Annotated in this window: 21 protein-coding genes; 14 read left to right on the forward strand and 7 right to left on the reverse strand. The window is 56.4% G+C overall.

The features are described from left to right. A partial coding sequence (icd, locus tag RTM06_RS14610) for an NADP-dependent isocitrate dehydrogenase (protein WP_312183086.1) occupies positions 1–1,045 on the reverse strand: 1,045 nt, incomplete at its 3' end. Between the two features lie 101 nt (positions 1,046–1,146). Between icd and rluE the strand changes: the two genes are divergently transcribed. The 8 genes from rluE to RTM06_RS14650 all read left to right on the forward strand — a co-directional run bounded on the left by rluE (position 1,147) and on the right by RTM06_RS14650 (position 8,981). Beyond that, positions 1,147–1,815: a 23S rRNA pseudouridine(2457) synthase RluE gene (gene rluE, locus RTM06_RS14615; protein ID WP_409455806.1), complete on the forward strand. Its 669-nt coding sequence runs from the start codon at positions 1,147–1,149 to the stop codon at positions 1,813–1,815. A gap of 30 nt (positions 1,816–1,845) precedes the next feature. Then, positions 1,846–2,319, forward strand: coding sequence for an NUDIX hydrolase (locus RTM06_RS14620; protein ID WP_312183089.1), 474 nt, complete (start codon positions 1,846–1,848; stop codon positions 2,317–2,319). A gap of 42 nt (positions 2,320–2,361) precedes the next feature. Further along, on the forward strand, positions 2,362–3,474 hold the full coding sequence (gene mnmA / locus RTM06_RS14625; RefSeq protein ID WP_312183092.1) for a tRNA 2-thiouridine(34) synthase MnmA: 1,113 nt from the start codon (positions 2,362–2,364) through the stop codon (positions 3,472–3,474). A 36-nt stretch (positions 3,475–3,510) separates the two neighbouring features. Next, on the forward strand, positions 3,511–4,152 hold the full coding sequence (hflD, locus tag RTM06_RS14630; protein WP_312183095.1) for a high frequency lysogenization protein HflD: 642 nt from the start codon (positions 3,511–3,513) through the stop codon (positions 4,150–4,152). A gap of 44 nt (positions 4,153–4,196) precedes the next feature. Next, the gene (gene purB / locus RTM06_RS14635) at positions 4,197–5,567 is read left to right on the forward strand and encodes an adenylosuccinate lyase (RefSeq protein ID WP_312183098.1); all 1,371 of its coding nucleotides are present in this window, start codon (positions 4,197–4,199) and stop codon (positions 5,565–5,567) included. Positions 5,568–5,669: 102 nt separating this feature from the next. Next, positions 5,670–6,338: a two-component system response regulator PhoP gene (gene phoP, locus RTM06_RS14640; protein ID WP_256696218.1), complete on the forward strand. Its 669-nt coding sequence runs from the start codon at positions 5,670–5,672 to the stop codon at positions 6,336–6,338. Between the two features lie 3 nt (positions 6,339–6,341). Further along, positions 6,342–7,802 (forward strand): two-component system sensor histidine kinase PhoQ, encoded by a 1,461-nt coding sequence (gene phoQ / locus RTM06_RS14645; RefSeq protein ID WP_256696217.1) that lies wholly within the window; start codon positions 6,342–6,344, stop codon positions 7,800–7,802. 57 nt (positions 7,803–7,859) lie between these two features. Further along, positions 7,860–8,981, forward strand: a complete 1,122-nt coding sequence (locus RTM06_RS14650) for a cupin domain-containing protein (RefSeq protein ID WP_312183102.1) — start codon at positions 7,860–7,862, stop codon at positions 8,979–8,981. Between the two features lie 154 nt (positions 8,982–9,135). Here the strand turns inward: RTM06_RS14650 and pepT are convergent, their stop codons facing one another. Beyond that, a complete protein-coding gene (gene pepT / locus RTM06_RS14655) occupies positions 9,136–10,365 on the reverse strand; it encodes a peptidase T (protein WP_265297066.1) in 1,230 nt (409 codons plus the stop codon). A gap of 299 nt (positions 10,366–10,664) precedes the next feature. On the opposite strand from pepT, the gene potA reads away from it, so the two are divergent. Genes potA through potD form a run of 4 tightly spaced genes read left to right on the forward strand, consistent with a single transcriptional unit; the run spans position 10,665 to position 14,445 of the window. After that, on the forward strand, positions 10,665–11,777 hold the full coding sequence (potA, locus tag RTM06_RS14660) for a spermidine/putrescine ABC transporter ATP-binding protein PotA (RefSeq protein ID WP_312183104.1): 1,113 nt from the start codon (positions 10,665–10,667) through the stop codon (positions 11,775–11,777). Further along, the gene (gene potB / locus RTM06_RS14665) at positions 11,761–12,621 is read left to right on the forward strand and encodes a spermidine/putrescine ABC transporter permease PotB (protein ID WP_265297068.1); all 861 of its coding nucleotides are present in this window, start codon (positions 11,761–11,763) and stop codon (positions 12,619–12,621) included. Before potA ends, potB begins: the two co-directional genes overlap by 17 nt. Beyond that, complete coding sequence (gene potC, locus RTM06_RS14670) at positions 12,618–13,391, forward strand: spermidine/putrescine ABC transporter permease PotC (RefSeq protein WP_312183108.1); 774 nt, start codon at positions 12,618–12,620, stop codon at positions 13,389–13,391. The genes potB and potC overlap by 4 nt, the downstream gene beginning before the upstream one ends. A 10-nt stretch (positions 13,392–13,401) precedes the next feature. After that, positions 13,402–14,445 (forward strand): spermidine/putrescine ABC transporter substrate-binding protein PotD, encoded by a 1,044-nt coding sequence (potD, locus tag RTM06_RS14675; protein WP_312183111.1) that lies wholly within the window; start codon positions 13,402–13,404, stop codon positions 14,443–14,445. A gap of 72 nt (positions 14,446–14,517) precedes the next feature. Here potD and cobB read toward each other — a convergent pair whose 3' ends face one another. The 4 genes from cobB to lolC form a co-directional block, all read right to left on the reverse strand. Continuing rightward, positions 14,518–15,351: a Sir2 family NAD+-dependent deacetylase gene (gene cobB, locus RTM06_RS14680; RefSeq protein ID WP_312183114.1), complete on the reverse strand. Its 834-nt coding sequence runs from the start codon at positions 15,349–15,351 to the stop codon at positions 14,518–14,520. 97 nt (positions 15,352–15,448) lie between these two features. Then, positions 15,449–16,693 (reverse strand): lipoprotein-releasing ABC transporter permease subunit LolE, encoded by a 1,245-nt coding sequence (gene lolE / locus RTM06_RS14685; RefSeq protein WP_008103023.1) that lies wholly within the window; start codon positions 16,691–16,693, stop codon positions 15,449–15,451. After that, positions 16,693–17,394 carry a lipoprotein-releasing ABC transporter ATP-binding protein LolD gene (gene lolD, locus RTM06_RS14690; protein WP_008103026.1) on the reverse strand — a complete coding sequence of 234 codons (702 nt, stop codon included), beginning with the start codon at positions 17,392–17,394 and terminating at the stop codon, positions 16,693–16,695. Before lolD ends, lolE begins: the two co-directional genes overlap by 1 nt. Beyond that, the gene (gene lolC / locus RTM06_RS14695; RefSeq protein ID WP_312183116.1) at positions 17,387–18,586 is read right to left on the reverse strand and encodes a lipoprotein-releasing ABC transporter permease subunit LolC; all 1,200 of its coding nucleotides are present in this window, start codon (positions 18,584–18,586) and stop codon (positions 17,387–17,389) included. The genes lolD and lolC overlap by 8 nt, the downstream gene beginning before the upstream one ends. Positions 18,587–18,815: 229 nt before the next feature. On the opposite strand from lolC, the gene RTM06_RS14700 reads away from it, so the two are divergent. Continuing rightward, a complete protein-coding gene (locus RTM06_RS14700; RefSeq protein ID WP_064740896.1) occupies positions 18,816–19,025 on the forward strand; it encodes a hypothetical protein in 210 nt (69 codons plus the stop codon). 126 nt (positions 19,026–19,151) lie between these two features. After that, entirely contained in the window at positions 19,152–22,595 is a 3,444-nt protein-coding gene (gene mfd / locus RTM06_RS14705) for a transcription-repair coupling factor (protein WP_312183120.1), read from the forward strand. 118 nt (positions 22,596–22,713) lie between these two features. On the opposite strand, the gene RTM06_RS14710 is transcribed toward mfd, so the two are convergent. Beyond that, entirely contained in the window at positions 22,714–23,256 is a 543-nt protein-coding gene (locus RTM06_RS14710) for a glycine zipper 2TM domain-containing protein (protein ID WP_097097555.1), read from the reverse strand. Between the last annotated feature and the right edge of the window lie 117 nt (positions 23,257–23,373).

Below are 23,373 nucleotides of genomic sequence, written 5' to 3' on the forward strand. Positions count from 1 at the left end.
CCTGACCTGCATACTTAGGTGCTGTACCGTGCGTTGCTTCGAACAGGGCACATTCGTCACCGATGTTTGCGCCTGGTGCGATACCGATACCGCCAACCTGTGCCGCCAGGGCATCAGAGATGTAGTCACCGTTCAGGTTCATACAGGCGATCACGTCGTATTCAGCTGGACGCAACAGGATCTGCTGCAGGAAGGCATCCGCGATCACGTCTTTAACAAGGATCTCTTTACCGGTGTTCGGGTTCTTGAACTTCATCCACGGGCCACCATCGATCAGCTCGCCGCCGAACTCTTCTTTCACTAACTGGTAGCCCCAGTCTTTGAAAGAACCTTCGGTGAACTTCATGATGTTGCCTTTGTGAACCAGGGTCAGAGAATCACGATCGTTGGTGATGGTGTATTCCACTGCTGCGCGTACCAGACGTTTGGTACCCTCTTCCGAGCATGGCTTAACGCCGATACCGCACTGCTCAGGGAAGCGAATTTTCTTCACGCCCATCTCTTCGCGCAGGAACTTGATCACTTTATCCGCTTCTGGCGTGCCCGCTTTCCACTCGATACCGGCATAAATATCTTCTGAGTTTTCACGGAAGATCACCATGTCGGTTTCTTCAGGGCGTTTAACCGGGCTTGGGGTGCCTTTGTAGTAGCGAACCGGACGCAGACACACGTACAGATCCAGCTCCTGACGCAGCGCAACGTTCAGAGAACGAATACCGCCGCCAACGGGCGTAGTCAGTGGGCCTTTGATGGCAACGCGATATTCTTTGATTAAATCGAGGGTTTCCTGCGGCAGCCAAACGTCCTGGCCGTAAAGTTCTACTGATTTTTCACCAGTATAAATTTCCATCCAGGAAATTTTACGCTCGCCGTTGTAGGCTTTCTTCACAGCGGCATCAACCACTTTCAACATTACCGGGGAAACATCAACACCGATACCGTCACCTTCAATGTAAGGAATAATCGGGTTATTCGGAACTGTAAGTTTTCCCTGAGCCAGGGTGATTTTTTGACCTTCCGCCGGAACAACTACTTTGCTTTCCATCAACCTCTCCTTCGAGCGATTTTTTGTTAATGATTTGTAAGATGCGGGTCAATACTACTTGATTATTTCCGCTACGCCAATCACCGTAGTTTCGCGCTATAATGCGCCGAATGTTTCTGACTGCAAAGCCCATGCGAAAAACTTCTCAACGAATTCACCAGGATAAGCGTGCGAACGCCCCAGCACGTAAGCCCGTGCGCCGTGATACCCGTCCGAAAGGCCCAAGACGCGTCATACTCTTTAACAAACCCTTCGATGTTTTGCCGCAATTCAGTGATGAAGCCGGACGCCGAACGCTGAAAGATTTTGTGCCGGTAGGCGACGTTTATGCTGCAGGCCGCCTCGATCGCGACAGCGAAGGATTGATGATTTTGACCAACGATGGCGCGCTGCAGGCCGCGTTGACGCAGCCCGGCAAGCGCACTGGAAAGGTCTATTTCGTGCAGGTGGAAGGTGCGCCGCAGGAATCGGATTTATCCCTGTTACGGATTGGCGTGACGCTGAACGATGGCCCAACGTTGCCGGCAGGCATTGAGTTAGTGGACGAGCCAGAGTGGCTGTGGCCGCGCCAGCCGCCGATTCGCGAGCGTAAGGCGATTCCCACCAGCTGGCTGAAAATCACCCTGTTTGAGGGCCGAAATCGCCAGGTACGGCGCATGACGGCCCACATCGGTTTTCCGACGTTGCGCCTGATTCGCTTTGCGATGGGCGAACATCAGCTAGGCGATTTGCCGCCGGGTGAATGGCGCGATATCAGCGCAGCCATTTAATAACTTTTAGTTAACAATTTCGGAGGAAGGATGTTTAAACCTCATGTAACGGTCGCCTGCATTGTGCAGGCACAGGGACATTTGCTGGTGGTGGAAGAGCGCGTCCACGGTCGTATTACCTGGAATCAGCCCGCCGGGCATCTTGAGGCCAATGAAACCCTGCTCGAAGCCGCGCAGCGTGAATTGTTTGAAGAGACCGGCATCGACGCCCATCCCGAATATTTCCTCGGCGTGCAACAGTGGATTGCCCCGGACAATACACCTTTTGTGCGTTTCCTGTTTGGCCTCGATCTGGCCGAAAAAGTTGAAACCTCGCCGCACGATCGCGACATCGATTGCTGCTGGTGGCTGCCGCCAGAGCAGATTCTGACGGCAAATCGCCTGCGTTCACCGCTAGTGGCAGAGAGCGTGCGGCTGTGGCAACAAGGCGAACGTTATCCGCTGCATCTGGTCGCGCCGTTCCAGTGGCCGTTTCATGAGGGTGCGCGCCCCGCTTCTGCATGATAGAATGCGCCGCCTGTTTTTATCGTAATTTAAGAGTGCGTCATGTCTGACAACAGCCAGAAAAAAGTGATCGTCGGAATGTCCGGCGGCGTCGATTCTTCCGTTTCCGCCTGGTTACTGCAGCAGCAGGGCTACCAGGTTGAAGGCCTGTTCATGAAGAACTGGGAGGAAGACGATGGCGAGGAGTATTGCACCGCCGCCGATGATCTGGCTGACGCACAAGCCGTGTGTGACAAACTCGGCATAAAACTGCACAAAATCAACTTCGCCGCTGAGTACTGGGATAACGTGTTCGAGCACTTCCTGGAAGAGTACAAAGCCGGTCGCACGCCGAATCCCGACATCCTGTGCAACAAAGAGATCAAGTTCAAAGCCTTCCTTGAGTTCGCGGCGGACGATCTCGGCGCAGATTTCATCGCCACCGGCCACTACGTGCGCCGCCAGGATGTGGACGGTCAAAGCCGCCTGCTGCGCGGCCTCGACGGCAACAAAGATCAAAGCTATTTCCTTTACACGCTCAGCCACCAGCAGATTGCGCAAAGCCTGTTCCCGGTTGGCGAACTGGATAAGCCGGAAGTGCGCCGCATCGCTGAGCAGTTGGATCTGATCACCGCCAAGAAGAAAGATTCCACCGGCATCTGCTTTATCGGCGAGCGCAAGTTCCGTGACTTCCTTGGCCGCTATCTGCCTGCCCAGCCGGGTGAAATCGAAACCGTTGACGGCGAAATCGTCGGTGAACATCAGGGCTTGATGTACCACACGCTCGGCCAGCGTAAAGGCCTCGGTATTGGCGGTCGTAAAGAGAGCAACGACGATCCCTGGTATGTGGTCGGCAAAGATGTGGCGCGCAATCGCTTGATCGTGGCGCAAGGCGGCGAGCATCCGCGCCTGATGTCTGTAGGTTTGATTGCCCAACAGCTGCACTGGGTCGATCGCCAGCCGATTACCGCCCCGCTGCGCTGCACGGTGAAAACCCGCTATCGCCAGACCGACATTCCGTGTGAAATCATTCCGCACGGCGACGACCGTATTGAAGTCCGTTTTGACGAGCCGGTTGCGGCCGTCACGCCAGGTCAATCTGCCGTGTTTTATCTCTGTGAAGTGTGCCTCGGCGGCGGCATTATCGAACAACGCCTGCCTCTGGCAGAAGCCTAAGGTCGGCGCTGCCCGACGCGATGACAGGAGTTAAGCGTGGCTAAGAACTATTATGAGATTACACTGGCGCTGGCGGGCGTATGTCAGGCCGCCCATGTGGTGCAACAGCTCGCGCAGCAGGGACATTGCAATACTGCGGCACTGAACGTGTCGCTGCGCAGCCTGATCGATCTCAATCCCGGTTCAACGCTGGCGGTGTTTGGCAACGACGAAGCCAATTTGAAGGTTGGATTAGAGACCTTAATGGCGGTGCTGAACAGCAGCAATCGTCAGGGCGCCAGCGCAGAACTGACGCGCTACACCTTAAGCATGATGGTGCTGGAGCGTAAGCTGCACGGCAATAAAACGGCGATGAACACGCTGGCACAGCGCATCGGCCAGCTTGACCGTCAACTGGCGCATTACGAGCTGGAATCGGACACCATCACCAGCGCGATGGCGGGCATTTATGTCGATGTGATTAGCCCACTGGGTCCGCGCATTCAGGTGACCGGTTCGCCGCAGGTATTACAGAATTCACAAGTGCAGAGTAAAGTGCGCGCCGCCCTGCTGGCCGGTATTCGCTCTGCGGTGTTGTGGCAGCAGGTTGGCGGTGGCCGCCTGCAGCTGATGTTCTCGCGCCAGCGCTTGCTGAGCGAAGCCAAAACCATTTTATCCCGTCTGGGCCCGGCGTATTAAGCGCCGCCCCGGCATAATTGTTAAACGATTCAGGAGTTGCACTGATGGAATTATCCTCTCTGACCGCCGTTTCACCTGTCGATGGTCGTTACGGCGATAAAGTCAGCCCACTGCGCGCCATTTTCAGCGAGTTCGGTTTGCTGAAATTCCGCGTTGAGGTTGAGGTTCGCTGGTTACAAAAACTGGCTACGACTGTAGAGATCAAGGAAGTTCCTGCATTTGATGACGACGCAAACGCTTTCCTTGATGCCATTGTCGCCAATTTCAGCGAAGAAGACGCGGCGCGTATCAAAACCATCGAGCGCACCACCAACCACGACGTCAAAGCCGTGGAATATTTCCTGAAAGAAAAAGTGGCCGATGTCCCTGCGCTGCATGCGGTGTCTGAATTCATCCACTTCGCCTGCACCTCCGAAGATATCAATAACCTGTCGCACGCGCTGATGCTGGAAACCGCACGTCGTGATGTGATCGTGCCGTTCTGGAACAAACTGATCGATGCTGTTAAAGGTCTGGCGCACGAATACCGTGACATTCCGCTGCTGTCGCGCACCCACGGCCAGCCAGCAACGCCGTCGACCATGGGTAAAGAGATGGCGAACGTGGCGTATCGTCTGGAGCGCCAGTTGCGTCAGCTGAGCAAGATTGAAGTGCTGGGTAAAATCAACGGCGCGGTCGGCAACTATAACGCTCACATCTCGGCTTATCCGGAAGTGGACTGGCACCAGCTGAGCGAGCAGTTCGTCACCTCGCTGGGCATCACCTGGAACCCGTATACCACGCAGATCGAACCGCACGATTACATCGCTGAACTGTTTGATTGCATCGCGCGTTTCAACACCATTCTGATCGACTTTGATCGTGATATCTGGGGCTACGTCGCCCTCAATCACTTCAAGCAGAAAACCATCGCCGGTGAAATCGGTTCGTCTACTATGCCGCACAAAGTGAACCCGATTGACTTCGAAAACTCCGAAGGCAACCTCGGCCTGGCGAACGCGATGATGCAGCATCTGGCGAGCAAACTGCCGGTTTCACGCTGGCAGCGCGACCTGACCGACTCCACCGTGCTGCGTAATCTTGGCGTGGGCATCGGTTATGCGTTGATCGCCTATCAGGCCACACTGAAAGGCATCTCTAAGTTGGAAGTGAACCGCGATCGTCTGCTGGACGAACTGGATCACAACTGGGAAGTGCTGGCAGAGCCGATCCAAACCGTGATGCGTCGTTACGGCATTGAAAAACCGTACGAGAAGCTGAAAGAGCTGACGCGCGGTAAACGCGTTGATGCCGCAGGCATGCAGACCTTTATCGATAGCCTCGAACTGCCGGAAGAGGAAAAAGTGCGCCTGAAGCAGATGACGCCAGCCAACTACCTCGGCCGTGCGATTCAGATGGTTGATGACCTGAAGTAATGCATTAACCAGGCGCGCTTAGCGCGCCTGGTTGTTCTCTGGTTTAGTTGGCTTCGCATATACTCTTTCCATCATCACTACGTTGGAAGCTAAGGAAATACTATGCGTGTACTGGTTGTGGAAGATAATGCGCTGCTGCGCCATCACCTCGCCGTGCAGCTGCGTGACATGGGCCATCAGGTCGATGCCGCAGAAGATGCCAAAGAAGCGGATTATTTCCTGCAAGAACATGTCCCTGACATCGCGCTGGTCGATCTCGGTTTGCCGGACGAAGATGGCATGTCGCTGATTCGCCGCTGGCGCACCGATGCTGTACGCCAACCGATACTGGTGTTAACCGCTCGCGAAGGCTGGCAGGCCAAAGTGGAAGCGCTGGAAGCCGGTGCCGACGACTACGTGACCAAGCCGTTCCACATTGAAGAAGTGGCTGCACGTTTGCAGGCGCTGATGCGTCGCAACAGCGGTCATGCATCGCAAATTATCTCTATGCCGCCGTTCCAGGTCGATCTCTCTCGCCGTGAACTGACGGTGCAAGACGAACCGGTAAAACTGACCGCCTTCGAGTACACCATTGTCGAAACCCTGATTCGTAACGCCGGTAAAGTGGTAAGCAAAGATTCACTGATGCTGCAGCTCTATCCGGACGCCGAACTGCGCGAAAGCCACACCATTGACGTGCTGATGGGCCGTCTGCGCAAAAAAATTCTCTCACTCTATCCGACCGAAGTGATCAACACCGTGCGCGGCCAGGGCTATCGCTTTGATCTCTGATTTATGACGTGGTTACAACGCTTACGCCCCTTCTCACTTCGCGCCCGTTTCCTGTTGGCGACGGCCGCGATCGTACTGTTTTTGTCGCTCTCCTACGGCATGGTCGCCGTGGTCGGCTACGTCGTCAGCTTCGATAAAAATACCTATCGCGTCATGCGCGGTGAGAGCAATCTGTTCTTCACGCTGGCGCAGTGGCACGACAATCAGCTGACCATCGGCCAGCCCGAGCGCATGACGCTTAATTTCCCCACGCTGGTCTTTATCTACGATGAACACGGCAAACTGCTGTGGCAACAGCGCGATGTGCCAGACATCCGCAAAAAGATTCGTCGTGAATGGCTGCTCAAGCCCGACTTCTACGAAATCGACACCAGCAATCGCACCAGCATGGCGGCGATGGGCAATAACTCGCAGGCGAAAGAGCGGCTACACGCGCTGGATAGCGACAGCAATGACACCTTCACTCACTCGGTCGCCGTCAATCGCTACGATGCCACCACCAACTTACCGGCGTTAACCATTGTGGTGGTCGATTCGATTCCGCAAGAGTTGCAGCATTCCGATGTGGTGTGGTCGTGGTTCAGCTATGTGCTGGCGGCGAATCTATTGCTGGTGATTCCGCTGCTGTGGCTGGCGGCACACTGGAGCTTGCGGCCGATTGGCGATCTCACTTCGCAGGTGCGCGAGCTGGAAACTGGCCAGCGCGAGAATCTCGATGACAATCCGCCGCAGGAGCTACGCAGCCTGGTACGCAATCTCAACCTGCTGCTGACTAATGAACGCCAGCGCTACACGCGCTATCGCACCACGCTGTCGGATGTCACCCACAGCCTGAAAACCCCGCTGGCGGTGCTGCAAAGTACGCTGCGATCGTTACGCAATGGTAAAGAGTTAACCATTGAGCAGGCCGAACCGGTGATGCTGGAGCAGATCAGCCGCATCTCACAGCAGATTGGTTATTACCTGCATCGCGCCAGTATGCAGGCCGATCACAACCCTCTGCAGCGCGATTTGCATTCGGTATCGGCGCTGCTCGATAGCCTGTGTTCGGCATTGAATAAGGTCTATCAACGTAAAGGCGTGGCGATCACGCTGGATATTTCGCCGGAACTGACCTTTATCGGCGATAAAAATGACTTTATGGAAGTGCTGGGCAACGTACTGGATAACGCCTGCAAATATTGCCTCGAATTTATTGAAGTTACCGCGCGCCAAACCGACAACACCTTGCATCTGTTTATTGATGATGACGGCCCCGGCATCCCGGAAAGCAAACGCGATCTGATCTTCGTGCGCGGTCAGCGCGCCGACACCTTGCGCCCCGGCCAGGGATTGGGCTTAGCCGTGGTGCGCGATATCCTCGAACAGTACGCCGGTCAGGTGATTGCCACCACCAGCCCGCTCGGTGGCGCGCGCATGGAAGTCATTTTCCAGCGCCAGGAAGTCGAGCATCACCGCGAGTAGAAAGGGACGCGGGCTGTTATACTTGCCATCATTCTTTGCAGCAAACGGACTCCCCATATGGACTATCAGCTCGATATCAACTGGCCTGACTTTATTCAGCGCTACTGGCAGAAACGCCCGGTGGTGCTTAAACGTGGATTTAAAAACTTCGTCGATCCTATTTCTCCTGACGAACTGGCTGGTCTGGCAATGGAAAATGAGGTGGATAGCCGCCTTGTCAGCCATAACGAAGGTAAATGGCAAGTCAGCCACGGGCCGTTTGAGAGCTACGATCATCTCGGTGAGAGCAACTGGTCGCTGCTGGTGCAGGCGGTCAACCATTGGCATGAACCTTCTGCCGCGCTGATGCGCCCGTTCCGTTTCCTGCCCGACTGGCGCGTTGACGATCTGATGATCTCTTTTGCCGTGCCAGGCGGCGGCGTGGGCCCGCATATCGATCAGTACGATGTGTTTATCATTCAGGGCACCGGCCGTCGTCGCTGGCGCGTGGGTGAAAAGGTGCCGTTGAAACAGCACTGCCCGCATCCGGATCTGCTGCAGGTTGAGCCGTTCGACGCCATCATCGATGAAGAGATGGAGCCCGGCGATATTCTCTATATTCCGCCTGGATTCCCGCATGAAGGCTATTCGCTGGAAAACGCCATCAACTATTCGGTCGGCTTCCGCGCACCGAACGGTCGCGAGCTGATCAGCGGTTTTGCCGATCACATGCTGGCCAACGAATTGGGCAGCTATCGCTACAGCGATCCTGATGTGCGATCGCGTGAATGCCCATCGCAGATCCTGCCATCAGAACTGGAAGGCATCCGCAAAGTGATGATGGATGTGATCAACCAGCCAGAGCAGTTTAATCAGTGGTTTGGCGAGTTTATTTCTCAGTCACGTCATGAGCTGGACGTCGCGCCGCCGGAGCCGCCGTATCAACCTGATGAGATTTACGATGCACTGCAGCAAGGCGATGCGCTGACGCGTCTCGGCGGTCTGCGTGTATTGACCATCGGAGATGTGGTGTTTGTGAACGGGGAATCGATCACCAGCAGCCATCCGCATGTGCTGGCGGCATTGGCACACAATCACGTGCTGACGCTGGAAGATTTCGGCGATGCGCTGGACGACCCTTCACTGCTGGCGCAGCTGGCGGCGTTGGTGAATAGCGGATATTGGTTCTTCGGCGAGTAAGGTCCTCTGCGGGCTGGAGCCCTCACCCTGCCCCTCTCCCATAGGGAGAGGGAAACGCTGCCACATGTTGCTTCGTTGCCTGCATAAGGCAACGTCTTCCTCTCCCCGTGGGAGAGGACCGAGGTGAGGGCATCAGCCCGCACCATCCACCATCCTAGCTCTTCTTCTGCCCCGCCAGCTCAGCCAAACGCACAATCACATCTACCGACTGCGCCATCACATTAAGAGAGGCGAACTCGTGCTTGCCGTGATAGTTGTAGCCGCCGGTGAACAGGTTCGGGCACGGCAATCCTTTCCACGACAGCGCAGAGCCGTCGGTGCCGCCGCGAATCGGTTTGACGTTCGGTTCAATGCCACAATCGCGCATCGCCTGCAGCGCTAACTCAATAATGTGCGGATGCGGTTCAACCTTCTCGCGCATGTTGCGATAGCTATCGCTGATCTCCACCTTCACCGAACACTCGCTTTGCAGCCCTTTGCTAACGCGCTGGCCAATCTCTTCCAGCAGCTGTTTACGCTGTTCATAGCTGTCGGCATCAAAATCACGGATTAGATACATTAGCTCGGCATGTTCAACCGTGCCTTTGATGGTGTGCAGATGGAAGAAGCCCTCGTAGCCGTCGGTATACTGCGGCTTCTCTTTGGCCGGCAATTCCGCGTGGAAGCGCATCGCCAGATCCAGCGCATTGACCATCACATTTTTGGCGCTGCCCGGATGCACGTTGTTACCGGTGATTTTGACCATCGCGGTAGCGGCGTTGAAGTTCTCGAACTCAAACTCGCCGAGATCGCTGCCATCCACGGTATAGGCCCAATCGGCGGCAAAGCCTTCGACGTCGAAGTGCGATGCGCCGCGACCAATCTCTTCATCCGGCGTGAAGGCCACGCGGATAGCGCCGTGCGGCGTATCACTTTTTGCCAGACGCGCCATCGCGGTCATGATCTCGGCGATACCGGCTTTGTCATCTGCGCCGAGCAGGGTTTTGCCGTCGGTGGTGATCAGCGTATGGCCAATCAACTTATGCAGAATCGGGAACATCACCGGTGACAAAACTTCATCACCGTTACCCAGCGCGATATCACCACCGCGGTAGTTTTCAATAATCTGCGGATTGACGTTTTTGGCAGTGAAATCCGGTGAGGTGTCCATATGCGAAATAAAGCCGATCACCGGTGTGGCCCAATCGACGTTAGCCGGTAAAGTACCCATCACACAGCAATGATCGCTCAGCGAAACATCAACAAAGCCCAGCGCAATGAGTTCTTCCTGTAACTGACGCGCCAGCGTCCACTGCCCTTCGCTGCTTGGCACCTGACGTGCCTGAGGTTTTGACTGAGTTTCTACTGCGACATAACTGAGAAAACGCTCAAGTAATTGATCCATCTGTCATACCTCTAAAGAACCTGCGTCATTATCATGGTGGCCTGATGGCACCATGTTGCGTCAAATCATTATCCTTCAGGTTAGCTCTCTCAACGTGAATTGCGCTGAAAATTCGCTCACGCTCACCTGTCCGACTTTTCCGTTATGCATACTCCGGCATTTTTCAGCGTTTTCAAGGTAAATCCGTGGCAAAACATGGCATTGACACATTTTTGCGGTATCATCGCGCCCTTCATCACAGCAAGCGGCCACCAGCGGCTATGCTGTAACCTGATTCACCATCAGACTGAGTGACTAAAATGACGCAAACACGCGCGCCTGCGCTGGTTACGCTTTCTGGCATCAGTAAAGCTTTCGATGGCAAAACCATCATCTCTGACTTTGACCTGACCATCCGTCACGGCGAGTTCATCACGCTGCTTGGCCCTTCCGGCTGCGGAAAAACCACCATATTGCGGCTGATTGCCGGGCTGGAAGAGGCCGATCGCGGTCACATCATTCTTGATGATAATGACATCACCGACCTGCCCGCCGAGCATCGCCACATCAACACCGTGTTTCAAAGCTACGCGCTGTTCCCACACATGTCGGTGTTTGAGAACGTCGCCTTTGGCCTGCGCATGCAGAAAACCCCGGTGGCCGAGATCACCACGCGCGTTAACGATGCGCTGGCGATGGTGCAGCTGGAGAGTTTTGCCGATCGCCGTCCGCATCAGCTTTCGGGTGGTCAGCAACAGCGCGTGGCGATTGCGCGCGCGGTGGTCAATCGTCCGAAAGTGTTGCTGCTGGATGAGTCGCTGTCGGCGCTGGATTACAAGCTGCGTCGCCAGATGCAAAACGAGCTCAAAGCGCTGCAGCGTAAGCTCGGCATCACCTTTGTCTTCGTCACCCACGATCAGGAAGAAGCGCTGACTATGTCCGATCGTATCGTGGTGATGCGCGATGGTCGTATCGAACAGGACGGCACGCCGCGCGAGATTTACGAAGAGCCCGCCAACCTGTTTGTGGCGCGCTTTATCGGCGAGATAAACGTGTTCGATGCCGAGGTATTGAACAGCGATCATGCGCCCACTATCCGCGCGCGCGTGGAAGGCCGCGAATGTGAGCTGCAATGTGATTTCCCGGTCAGTGCGGGCGATAAGCTGCATGTGCTGCTGCGCCCGGAAGATCTGCGCGTTGAAGAGATCGATCACGACAGCCGCAGCGACAACCTGATCGGCTACGTGCGCGAGCGCAACTATAAAGGCATGACGCTGGAATCCACCGTTGAGCTGGAGAACGGCAAGCTGCTGACGGTGAGCGAGTTCTTCAACGAAGACGATCCCGATTTTGATCACTCACTGAACCAGAAAATGGCGGTCAGCTGGGTGCCAAACTGGGAGGTGGTGCTGCCGTATGAAGTTGATGCGTAACCGCCTGCAGAAAGTGATTGTCGCGCTGATCGTCAGCTGGCTGACGCTGTTTGTGCTGCTGCCTAACCTGATGATCTTCGCCACCAGCTTCCTGACGCGCGACGATGCGCATTTTGTCAGTATGGCCTTCACCCTCAATAACTACACGCGGCTGTTGGATCCACTTTACGCCGACGTGCTGCTGCACTCGCTGAATATGGCGTTGATCGCCACGCTTTGCTGCCTACTGCTCGGTTATCCGTTTGCCTGGTGTCTGACGAAACTGCCGGCGCGCCTGCGTCCGCTGATGCTGTTCCTGCTGATTGTGCCGTTCTGGACCAACTCGCTGATCCGCATCTACGGCCTGAAAATCTTCCTCAGCACGCGCGGCTGGCTGAATGAGTTTTTGCTGTGGCTCGGGGTGATCGATAAACCGTTTCGCATCATGTACACCTCCGAAGCGGTGATTCTGGGACTGATCTACATTCTGCTGCCGTTTATGGTGCTGCCGCTCTACTCCAGCCTGGAAAAACTGGATAAATCCTGCCTCGAAGCGGCGCGCGATCTCGGCGCCAGTAAACTGAAAACCTTCTTACGCATCATTCTGCCGCTGACCATGCCTGGCATTGTCGCCGGTTGCCTGCTGGTGTTTATCCCGGCGATGGGTTTGTTCTTTGTGGCAGATTTGCTGGGCGGCGCGAAAAACCTGTTAATTGGCAACGTGATCAAGAGCCAGTTCCTCAATATCCGCGACTGGCCGTTCGGTGCCGCTACCAGCATTGTGATGACGCTGCTGATGGGATTGATGCTGCTGGCTTACTGGCGTGCAGCGCGTATGCTGAACAGCAAGGCGGAACTGCAATGATGGCGCGCTGGTTACGTGGCGGCTTCATGGCCGTGATTTACGCCTGGTTTTATATCCCGATCATCATCCTGATCGTCAACTCCTTCAATGGCTCGCGTTTCGGCATTAACTGGCAGGGTTTCAGCACGCAGTGGTATCGCCTGCTGATGAACAACGACAGCCTGATTCAGGCGGCACAACATTCATTGCTGATGGGCGTGCTCTCCGCCAGCTGCGCCACGATTATCGGCTCGCTGACCGCCGTCGCGCTCTATCGCTATCGCTTCCGCGGCAAACCGTTCGTCAGCGGCATGCTGTTTGTGGTGATGATGTCGCCGGATATCGTGATGGCAATTTCGCTGCTGGTGCTGTTTATGCTGCTGGGGATTTCGCTTGGCTTCTGGTCGCTGCTGTTCTCACACATCACCTTCTGCCTGCCGTTTGTGGTGATCACCGTCTATTCGCGCCTGAAAGGGTTTGATGTGCGCATGCTGGAGGCCGCTAAAGATCTTGGTGCCAGCGAAGTCACCATTTTGCGCAAAATTCTGCTGCCGCTGGCGCTGCCGGCGGTCGCAGCGGGTTGGCTGCTCAGCTTTACGCTGTCGATGGACGATGTCGTGGTATCGTCGTTCGTCACCGGCCCAAGCTTCGAAATTTTGCCGTTAAAAATCTATTCGATGGTTAAAGTTGGCGTGTCACCGGAAGTGAACGCGCTGGCGACAATTTTGCTGCTGCTGTCGCTGCTGTTGGTGGCGCTCAGTCAGCTGTTGCTCCGTGATAAAACCAAATAGAGGATAATCGATGAAAAAGTGGTCTCATTGGCTGGCGGCTGGGGCGCTGGCATTGGGCATGCAGAGCGCGCAGGCGGATGCCAGCAAAACGCTCTACTTCTATAACTGGACCGAATACGTGCCGCCGGGACTGCTGGAGCAGTTCACCAAAGAGACCGGTATCAAGGTGATTTACTCCACCTACGAATCCAATGAAAGCATGTATGCCAAGCTGAAGACCTGGAAAGATGGCGCTTACGATTTGGTGGTGCCTTCAACCTACTTCGTCGCCAAGATGCGTAATGAAGGCATGCTGCAAAAGATCGATAAATCTCAGCTCAGCAACTTCAAAAATCTCGATCCTAACCTGCTGAACAAGCCGTTCGATCCTAATAACGATTACTCGATCCCGTATATCTGGGGCGCAACCGCCATTGGCGTCAACACCGACGAGGTGGATGCCAAAAGCATTACCCGCTGGGCCGATTTGTGGAAGCCGGAGTATAAGCAGAGCCTGCTGCTGACCGACGACGCGCGTGAAGTGTTCCAGATGGCGCTGCGCAAGCTGGGCTATTCGGGCAACACCCGCGATCCTGAACAGATCGAAGCTGCTTATGAAGAGTTGAAAAAGCTGATGCCGAACGTGCTGGCGTTTAACTCCGATAATCCGGGCAACCCGTTTATGGAAGGCGAAGTGAACGTTGGCATGATCTGGAACGGTTCTGCCTACGTTGCGCGCCAGGCGGGCACGCCGCTGCAGATTATCTGGCCGCAGGAAGGCGGGATTTTCTGGATGGATAACCTGGCGATTCCCGCCAACGCGAAAAACCGTGAAGGCGCGCTGAAGCTGATTAACTTCCTGCTGCGTCCAGACGTGGCGGCGCAAGTGGCGGAAACTATTGGTTATCCCACGCCAAACCTGGCAGCGAAGAAGTTACTGCCACAGGAAGTGGCCAACGATCCTTCACTTTATCCTGCTGAGGATGTGATTAAAAACGGCGAGTGGCAGAACGATGTCGGTGAAGCCAGCGTGCAGTATGAGACGCTGTTCCAGAAGCTGAAGGCGGGACGTTAATCTTTCGTAGGGTCGCCATTCATGGCGACCTGGCATGCCAGGTGCGCATAAATGCGCACCCTGCGACGATCGCTACTTATACAATCCACGCAAAAACGTATGCACAAACTCCGGCACCACTTCACTGGCTAAGCCGTAATGACGCTCGGCAAACTCATTGCCGACCTGGCTTGGTTCCAGGTTCAGCTCCACGGTATGCGCGCCTTGCAGTTTTGCCTCGTGGACAAAACCAGCGGCGGGATAAACGTGGCCCGACGTGCCAATGGCGATAAACAGATTCGCCTGCTCAATCGCCTGATAAATCTCCTCCATCCCCAGCGGCATTTCACCAAACCACACGATATGCGGGCGCAGCATCGCCGGGAACTGGCAGCAGGTGCAGCGATCGTCCGGGGTTAAATCTTCGGTCCAGTCCAGCACTTGTCCGCTGCTGACGCAGCGCACTTTCAACAGTTCACCGTGCATATGCAGCACGCGCTGGCTGCCGGCGCGTTCGTGCAGGTTATCGATATTCTGCGTCACCAGCAGGAAATTATCGCCCAGCACCTGCTCCAGTTCCGCCAGCGCTTTGTGCGCGGCGTTGGGCTGAATCTCCGGTTGTTGCAGCTGCTGACGGCGCGCATTGTAGAACGCCTGCACCAGCTCCGGATTGCGTTGAAAACCTTCCGGCGTAGCGACATCTTCCACACGGTGCTCTTCCCACAAGCCATCGGCGGCGCGGAACGTGCGAATACCGGACTCGGCGGAGATACCCGCGCCGGTCAGCACCACCACGCGCGGTTGCGGATGCGCGGCCAGTTCAGCTTTGCGATCGCGCTCGAAGATGCGCTGACGAAAGCGCTGATGCACCTTGCGGCGGTTTTTTTTGTCGCGGGCGAGTCGTAGGCGGCGGCGCGGTATGCGCATAAAAGCTCCTTATCTGCGGCGTTTATCGCCGCGCGTCGGGTATTTTTCGGGCTAATCTGCCCGATAATAGCAGCCGCATGGCGGCTGGGTTTTATCTTTACTGACCGCTGAGCACGCGGGCCGGATCGATACGGCTCGCGCGTCGGGCCGGATACCAGCTGGCAATCAGGCTCAGGACAATCGCGGTGCCCAGCACCGAAATCACATCAATCCAGTGCAGTTCGGACGGCAGGAAATCGATAAAGTAGATATCGCCCGCCAGCAGCTGATGCCCGGTAAGGTGCTCAAACACGCGCATCACTGGCGTGAGATTCAGCGCCACCAGCACGCCGACCACCACGCCGCTGACGCTGCCAAGCAGGCCCGCCAGCAAGCCGTACCAAATAAAGATGGCGCGAATCAAACCATCTTTGGCGCCCAGCGTACGCAGCACCGCGATGTCGCTGCTCTTGTCTTTCACCGCCATCACCAGCGTCGAAACGATGTTGAAGCAAGCCACGCCAATCACCAGCACCATGGCTAAATACATAATGGCGCGAATCATCTGGATGTCACGGTACATGTAGCCGTAAGTGCCAATCCAGCTCTTGATATAGACGTAAGAGTGCGTCACTTCACCGGCGTCTCGTACCAGCTTCTGCGCCTGGAACGGGTCATTCATCTTCAGCGCGATACCGCTGACGCTGTCGCCCATATCCAGATACTTCTGCGCATCGGCCAGCGGCACCAGCGCCAGGCTGTGATCGAGCATGCCGCTCAGTTGCAGCACGCCACTAACCTGCAGACGAATGCGTTTCGGCTGCAGCAGCTTATTCTCGCCATCATTATTCGGGATCATAATGGTGATCCAGTCGCCCTGTTTCACGTTGAGCGATTTGGCGATGCCGCCACCCAGAATGATTTGCTGTTTGCCCGCCGCGAACTGTGACCACGCATCACCGGCAACAAAGCTCGGCAAGGCGCTAAGACGCGCTTCCTGCTGCGGATCGACGCCTTTCACCTGCAGCGCTTGCAGCTTCGCGCCGCTCTCAATCAGCCCGGTGAAGTTGATGTAGGGCGCGGCGGCGGCAATGCCAGCAACCTGCTCAATCGGCGCGATCATCGGTTGCCAGTTGCGGAACGGCTGATTCACCGGCTCGATTTCACCGTGCGGAACCACCGCCAGAATGCGGTTGTTCAGCTCACGCTCAAAGCCGTTCATGGCGCTCAGGCCGATGATCAGCACCGCCACGCCCAGCGCGATGCCGATGGTGGAGATGATGGAGATCAGCGAGACCATGCCACCACGCCGCCGACCGCGGCTAAAACGCAGCCCGAGCAGCAGGGATAATGACGAAGCCATCAGATCACTCCCAGCGTCAGTTGGTCGCTCAGCTCACCGTCGCGCATCTCCATCTGCCGGCTCAGGCGTTTCGCCAGCTGCAGATCGTGCGTCACCACCAGAAAAGCGGTGCCCTGCTTGACGTTCAACTCGCCAAGCAATTCAAAAATCGCGTCGGCGTTGCGCGCATCGAGGTTACCGGTGGGTTCATCGGCCATCACCAGACGCGGACGATTCACCAGCGCGCGCGCAATCGCCACACGCTGACGCTCACCGCCCGACAATTCAGAAGGCCGATGCGCAGCACGTTTTTCCAGCCCTACCGCCGCCAGCATTTCACGCGCGCGTGATTCCGCTTCCGCTTTGCCGATTTTGCCAATCAGCAGCGGCATCGCTACGTTCTCCAGCGCGCTAAAGTCCGGCAGCAAATGGTGGAACTGATAGATAAAGCCGAGCTCGCGGTTGCGCAGCTCGGCTTTCGCGGCGGACGACATCGCATTCAGCGATTTACCATCAAAAATCACATCGCCCGAGGTGGGCGCATCCAGGCCGCCGAGCAGATGCAGCAAGGTACTTTTACCCGAACCGGAGCTGCCGACAATCGCCGTCAGTTCACCCGGCTGCAGGCTGAAAGCTACATTGCGCAGCACATCGGTCTGCACGCTGCCTTCCTGATAGCGTTTGCACAGGTCACGACACTGCAACAAAGGAGTATTACTCATAACGTAAAGCCTCAGCGGGTTGGACGGCGGCAGCGCGCCACGACGGATAAAGGGTAGAGAGCAGCGCAACGGCCATTGAGACCAGCGCGATGGTGATTACCTGCAACACGTTGATGTCGACCGGCAGCGCCGCGCCATCGAGGAACAGGCCAATTACCGGCATCAAATTATTCAGTTGGCTGGCCAGCAGCACGCCAAGCACGGTGCCCAGCAGCGCGCCAATAATACCGGCGCTGGCGCCCTGTACCATAAATACCGCGACAATCTGGCGGCGGGTCAAACCCAATGTTTGCAGGATCGCCACTTCGCCCTGCTTCTCCATGATCAGCAGGCCGAGCGAGGTAATGATATTGAAGGCTGCCACCGCGATGATCAGGCTCAGCAGCAGCCCCATCATGTTTTTCTCCATGCGCACCGCCTGGAACAGATCGCCTTTGCGTTCGCGCCAGTCTTTCCACGCTAGGCCATCCGGCAGTTTCTGCTGGCTGAGCGCATCAACGCTTAATGGCTTATCCAGCCACAAACGCCAGCCGGTGATGTTACCGAGCGGATAGCGCATCACGCGTGAGGCATCCTGCTGATTGACCAGAATCTGATAGCCATCCACTTCGCTGTTGGCGGCATACGTGCCAGCCACGGTGAAAATACGCTGGCTCGGCAAGCGCCCCACTGGCGTGAACTGGCTGACCGACGGCACCATCAAACGCAGCTGATCGCCGCGCTTCACGCCCAGCTGTGCAGCCAGCTGTTCACCGAGGATGACGTTGTACTGGCCCGCTTGCAGCACGCTTTGTTGAGTGTTGACGAGGAATGGCATCAGCGGATCCTGTTCGTCGGGATTGATGCCGAGCATCACGCCGACCGAAACGTTACGCGCGCTTTGCAGCACCACATCGGCGGTAGTGAGCGGAGCGATGCGCTTAACGCCTTGCAGCTTGAGATCCTCGGCTGGCAATTCCTTTGGGTTGATACTGCCCTTGTCGCTGGTGACCAGCGCCTGCGGCATCAGGCCGAGGATATTGCCTTCCAGCTCGCGCTCGAAGCCGTTCATCACCGATAACACGGTGACCAGCGCCAGCACGCCGAGCGTGATGCCGATAGTTGAGAGCCAGGAGACGAAGCGACCAAAGCGGTCTGAGGCACGTCCACGCATGTAGCGCAAACCGATGAATAACGCGACTGGTTGATACATGAGATCCGTCTTGGCAGTTGCCTGAAAATAAGTAGTGGGATGATAAAGGAGGCGTCCCCTTTATGAAACCTCTAACCCTCTGAGTCTGCGGCAAAGTTGTGTCAAAAACCGTACCAGCCAACGCTTATGCATAAAATTGCGACAAATTAATGATGTTATTTGTACGTTTATTCGTCATCGGCTGGCGTAGACTTAAAGGTGAATTACCGTAGGCGACGAGGAGTACACCATGTTCAAATTCCCTAAGAACAGTATCGTGAAGCATAAATCGGGAGAGATCAGAGGCGAGATCGTTAACGTTTTTGAACAGGGAGATGCGCCAACCGGCTATTATGTGAAGTGGGACGACGGCAATCACAGCTACCATCTGGAAAAAGAGCTGTCCTGGGCCAATGTCGATCGCCCGCGTATGCACTACACACAGCAATCGAGTAAGTGATTCGTGGGGGTTTTGTAGGGTCGTCATTATGAAGACCTGGCAGAAACTCCGAAACGACAGATGATCCTCAGGGCGGATTATGGAATGATGACGCCCTGTAATCCAAGGAGAGAATGTCGAGATCCCATGTCGGAACAGAGTCGTTATACCCTGCCAGTCAAAGCCGGCGACCATCGCCAGCTCGGCCAGCTCGTCGGCGCCGCGCAAGCGCTTGAGTGTGCCAGCATCACCGAACGCCATAGCGGTCCGGTGTTGATGATTACCCCGGATATGCAATCTGCCTTGCGTCTGCAGGAGGAGATACGCCAGTTCACCGATTTGCCGGTCACTAACCTCGCTGACTGGGAAACCCTGCCCTACGACAGTTTCTCGCCGCATCAGGACATTATCTCTGCTCGCCTCTCCACGCTGTATCAGCTGCCCAACCTAACGCGCGGCATGCTGATTATGCCGGTCAACACGCTGATGCAGCGCGTATGTCCGCACAGCTTCCTGCACGGCCATGCGCTGGTGATGCAGCAAGGGCAAAAGCTGTCGCGCGATGCGCTACGCGATCAGCTGGAGCAGGCCGGTTATCGTCATGTCGACCAGGTGATGGAGCACGGCGAATACGCCACGCGCGGCGCATTGCTCGATCTGTTCCCGATGGGCAGCGATCAACCTTATCGCATCGACTTCTTTGATGATGAGATCGATAGCCTGCGCCTGTTTGATGTCGATACCCAGCGTACGCTGGAAGCGGTCAACGCGATTAACCTGCTGCCGGCGCATGAATTCCCCACGGATAAAGCCGCCATCGAGCTGTTCCGCAGCCGCTGGCGCGAAACCTTTGACGTCCGGCGCGAGCCGGAGCACGTTTATCAGCAGGTGAGCAAAGGCACGCTACCCGCCGGTATCGAATACTGGCAGCCGCTGTTCTTTGAGCAGGAATTGCCGACGCTGTTTAGCTATCTGCCCGTCAACACGCTGCTGCTCAACAGCGGTGATTTGCTGGCCAGCGCCGAGCGTTTCTGGCTAGACGCTAATGCGCGCTTTGAGAATCGCCGAATCGATCCGATGCGTCCGTTGCTGGAGCCGGTTACGCTGTGGCTGCGTCCCGACACGTTAATGAGCGAACTGAAAGCCTGGCCGCGCATGCAGCTAAGCAGCGACACGCTGCCGGAGAAAGCGGCAAACACCAATCTGGGGTATCAGCCGCTGCCGGAATTAACCGTGCAGGCGCAGGCCAAAGCGCCACTCGATCTGCTGCGTCAGTTCCTTGAACAATTCAGCGGTCAGGTCATTTTCTCGGTGGAGAGTGAAGGCCGCCGCGAAAGCCTGCAAGAACTGCTGACGCGCATCAAACTGCGTCCACAGTCCATCGATCACTTTGATCAGGCCACCAATCAGCCGCATAGCCTGATGATTGGCGCCAGCGAGCGCGGCTTTATCGACACGCAACGCCAGCTGGCGTTGATCTGCGAAAGCGATCTGCTTGGCGAGCGCGTCAGTCGCCGTCGCCAGGATAATCGCCGCACCATCAATCCTGATGTGCTGATCCGCAACCTCGCCGAGCTGCATCCCGGCCAGCCGGTGGTGCATCTGGAGCACGGCGTTGGGCGTTATATCGGCCTGACCACGCTGGAAGCCGGCGGCATCGTGGCTGAGTATTTGATGCTCTCCTATGCGGGCGACGCCAAGCTGTATGTGCCGGTTTCGTCGCTGCATCTGATTAGCCGCTATGCCGGCGGCGCCGATGAGAATGCGCCGCTGCATAAACTCGGCAGCGATGCCTGGTCACGCGCGCGGCAGAAAGCCGCCGAGAAAGTGCGCGACGTAGCGGCCGAGCTGCTGGATATCTACGCTCAGCGCGCGGCCAAAACCGGCTTTGCCTTTAAGCACGATCGCGATCAATATCAGCTGTTCTGCGAAGGCTTCCCGTTTGAAACCACGCCGGATCAAGGCCAGGCGATCAATGCGGTGCTGAGCGACATGTGTCAGCCGCTGGCGATGGATCGTCTGGTGTGCGGTGACGTCGGCTTTGGTAAAACCGAAGTGGCGATGCGCGCCGCGTTCCTCGCGGTTGAGAATGCCAAACAGGTCGCGGTGCTGGTGCCGACCACCTTGCTGGCGCAGCAGCATTACGACAACTTCCGCGATCGCTTCGCTAACTGGCCGGTGCGCATTGAGATGCTATCGCGCTTCCGCACCGCCAAAGAGCAGAGTCAGGTGCTGGAGCAGGCGAGCGAGGGCAAAGTCGATATACTGATTGGCACGCATAAGCTGCTGTCGAACGACCTGAAATGGCACGATCTCGGCCTGCTGATTGTCGATGAAGAGCACCGCTTTGGCGTGCGTCACAAAGAGCGCATCAAGGCGATGCGTGCCGATGTTGATATCCTGACGCTCACTGCCACGCCAATTCCGCGTACCCTGAATATGGCGATGAGCGGCATGCGCGATCTGTCGATTATTGCCACGCCACCGGCACGACGCATGGCGGTGAAAACCTTTGTGCGCGAGTACGACAGCTTGGTGGTGCGCGAGGCGATCCTGCGTGAAGTGCTGCGCGGCGGCCAGGTTTACTATCTCTACAATGACGTCGAAAACATCGAGAAAGCGGCGCAGCGACTGGCCGATCTGGTGCCGGAAGCGCGTATTGCCATTGGTCACGGCCAGATGCGCGAACGCGATCTCGAGCGGGTGATGAATGATTTCCACCATCAGCGCTTTAACGTGCTGGTGTGTACCACCATCATCGAAACCGGTATCGACGTACCCAGCGCCAACACCATTATCATTGAACGCGCCGACCACTTTGGTCTGGCGCAGCTGCACCAACTGCGTGGCCGTGTGGGACGTTCGCACCATCAGGCCTATGCGTGGCTGCTGACGCCGCATCCAAAAGCGATGACCACCGATGCGCAGAAGCGTCTGGAAGCTATCGCGTCGCTGGAAGATCTTGGTGCCGGTTTTGCGCTGGCAACCCACGATCTGGAGATTCGCGGCGCGGGTGAACTGCTCGGCGAAGATCAGAGCGGCCAGATGGAAACCATCGGCTTCACGCTGTATATGGAGCTGCTGGAGAATGCGGTCGATGCGCTGAAGGCGGGCCGCGAGCCGTCGCTGGAAGATCTCACCAGCAACCAAACCGAAATCGAACTGCGCATGCCTGCCCTGCTGCCGGATGATTTTATCCCGGACGTGAATACCCGCTTGTCGCTCTACAAGCGCGTGGCCAGCGCGGCGGATGAGCAGGATTTGGCGGAGCTGAAGGTTGAGATGATTGACCGCTTCGGCAAACTGCCGGATGCCGCACGTAATCTGCTGGATATCGCCGCGCTGCGTTTAGTGGCGCGCGAGTTGGGGATTCGTAAGATTGAAGCCAGTGACAAAGGCGGCTTCTTCGAGTTCGCGCCGCAGAATCAGGTTGATCCGGGCTGGCTGATTGGCCTGCTGCAGAAAGATCCCAAGCAGTGGAAACTGGATGGCCCAACGCGCCTGAAATTCACCCGCGACATGGCGGACCGGAAAACCCGTATGGATTGGGTGCAGGGTTTTGTCAGCGAGCTGGCGAAAAATCGGGTTTGATGTTGTGTTTCAGAAGGTCGCCATGAAAGGCGACCCTACGGCTGAGATGATGTGTGATACGAAAAAAGCGCCTTGCGGCGCTTTTTTGTTACTGCTGCTGTGATGCATCTTTGCCCAATTAGGCCTGATTCGAATTCAGGATTAGCTGACCATTACGGTCCAGCGGAATGCGGGTGCCAGGGTCATTTTCCATGCGGATTTTGCCCTGCTGGTCGCCTATTTTATAGGTCACGTCATAACCCAGCATTTTTTCCTGTTTATCGTATACCGTTTTGCAACGTTGCTCGTTGGTGGTGTAAGTGTCGCGATCCTGCAGCGCACCCTGCACCTGATTACCACCGTAACCACCGGCCAACGCGCCCGCTACAGTTGCCACATCGCGTCCGCGACCACCACCAAACTGATGGCCCAACACACCGCCCGCTACTGCACCCAGCACCGAACCGGCAATGCGATTCTCATCCTGGACCGCACGACGATGGGTCAGCGTCACATTGCGACACTCCTGTCGCGGTTGCTTGATGCTCTCTTTGATCGGCGTCGCCGACAGAACTTGTGCATACTGCGGGCCGCGATCGAAGACATCCATGCTGGCGACTGCGGCAACGCCTAACGCTGCTGCTACGCCGATACCGATACCCGCTAACATTGATTTATTCACAGGAATGTCCTCCTGAAGGTTGTTACCGCGCATTCCTGCCGCTACGAAATCCTGATGTAGCCGAGGCATAACCGGCGTGCGCGCCGCGCCGTGTTTGTTGGTAATAAGTTTTACAGA

It is taken from the genome of Pantoea sp. CTOTU46764 (assembly GCF_031974595.1).
Classification (GTDB): Bacteria; Pseudomonadota; Gammaproteobacteria; order Enterobacterales; family Enterobacteriaceae; genus Pantoea; species Pantoea trifolii.

Bases quoted from the DNA above. Each gene is read 5' to 3' on its own strand.
- rluE (WP_409455806.1), top strand. From the start codon at position 1,147: ATGCGCCGAATGTTTCTGACTGCAAAGCCCATGCGAAAAACTTCTCAA.
- RTM06_RS14620 (WP_312183089.1), top strand. From the start codon at position 1,846: ATGTTTAAACCTCATGTAACGGTCGCCTGCATTGTGCAGGCACAGGGA.
- mnmA (WP_312183092.1), top strand. From the start codon at position 2,362: ATGTCTGACAACAGCCAGAAAAAAGTGATCGTCGGAATGTCCGGCGGC.
- purB (WP_312183098.1), top strand. From the start codon at position 4,197: ATGGAATTATCCTCTCTGACCGCCGTTTCACCTGTCGATGGTCGTTAC.
- phoP (WP_256696218.1), top strand. From the start codon at position 5,670: ATGCGTGTACTGGTTGTGGAAGATAATGCGCTGCTGCGCCATCACCTC.
- phoQ (WP_256696217.1), top strand. From the start codon at position 6,342: ATGACGTGGTTACAACGCTTACGCCCCTTCTCACTTCGCGCCCGTTTC.
- RTM06_RS14650 (WP_312183102.1), top strand. From the start codon at position 7,860: ATGGACTATCAGCTCGATATCAACTGGCCTGACTTTATTCAGCGCTAC.
- pepT (WP_265297066.1), bottom strand. From the start codon at position 10,365: ATGGATCAATTACTTGAGCGTTTTCTCAGTTATGTCGCAGTAGAAACT.
- potA (WP_312183104.1), top strand. From the start codon at position 10,665: ATGACGCAAACACGCGCGCCTGCGCTGGTTACGCTTTCTGGCATCAGT.
- potB (WP_265297068.1), top strand. From the start codon at position 11,761: ATGAAGTTGATGCGTAACCGCCTGCAGAAAGTGATTGTCGCGCTGATC.
- potC (WP_312183108.1), top strand. From the start codon at position 12,618: ATGATGGCGCGCTGGTTACGTGGCGGCTTCATGGCCGTGATTTACGCC.
- potD (WP_312183111.1), top strand. From the start codon at position 13,402: ATGAAAAAGTGGTCTCATTGGCTGGCGGCTGGGGCGCTGGCATTGGGC.
- cobB (WP_312183114.1), bottom strand. From the start codon at position 15,351: ATGCGCATACCGCGCCGCCGCCTACGACTCGCCCGCGACAAAAAAAAC.
- lolE (WP_008103023.1), bottom strand. From the start codon at position 16,693: ATGGCTTCGTCATTATCCCTGCTGCTCGGGCTGCGTTTTAGCCGCGGT.
- lolD (WP_008103026.1), bottom strand. From the start codon at position 17,394: ATGAGTAATACTCCTTTGTTGCAGTGTCGTGACCTGTGCAAACGCTAT.
- lolC (WP_312183116.1), bottom strand. From the start codon at position 18,586: ATGTATCAACCAGTCGCGTTATTCATCGGTTTGCGCTACATGCGTGGA.
- RTM06_RS14700 (WP_064740896.1), top strand. From the start codon at position 18,816: ATGTTCAAATTCCCTAAGAACAGTATCGTGAAGCATAAATCGGGAGAG.
- mfd (WP_312183120.1), top strand. From the start codon at position 19,152: ATGTCGGAACAGAGTCGTTATACCCTGCCAGTCAAAGCCGGCGACCAT.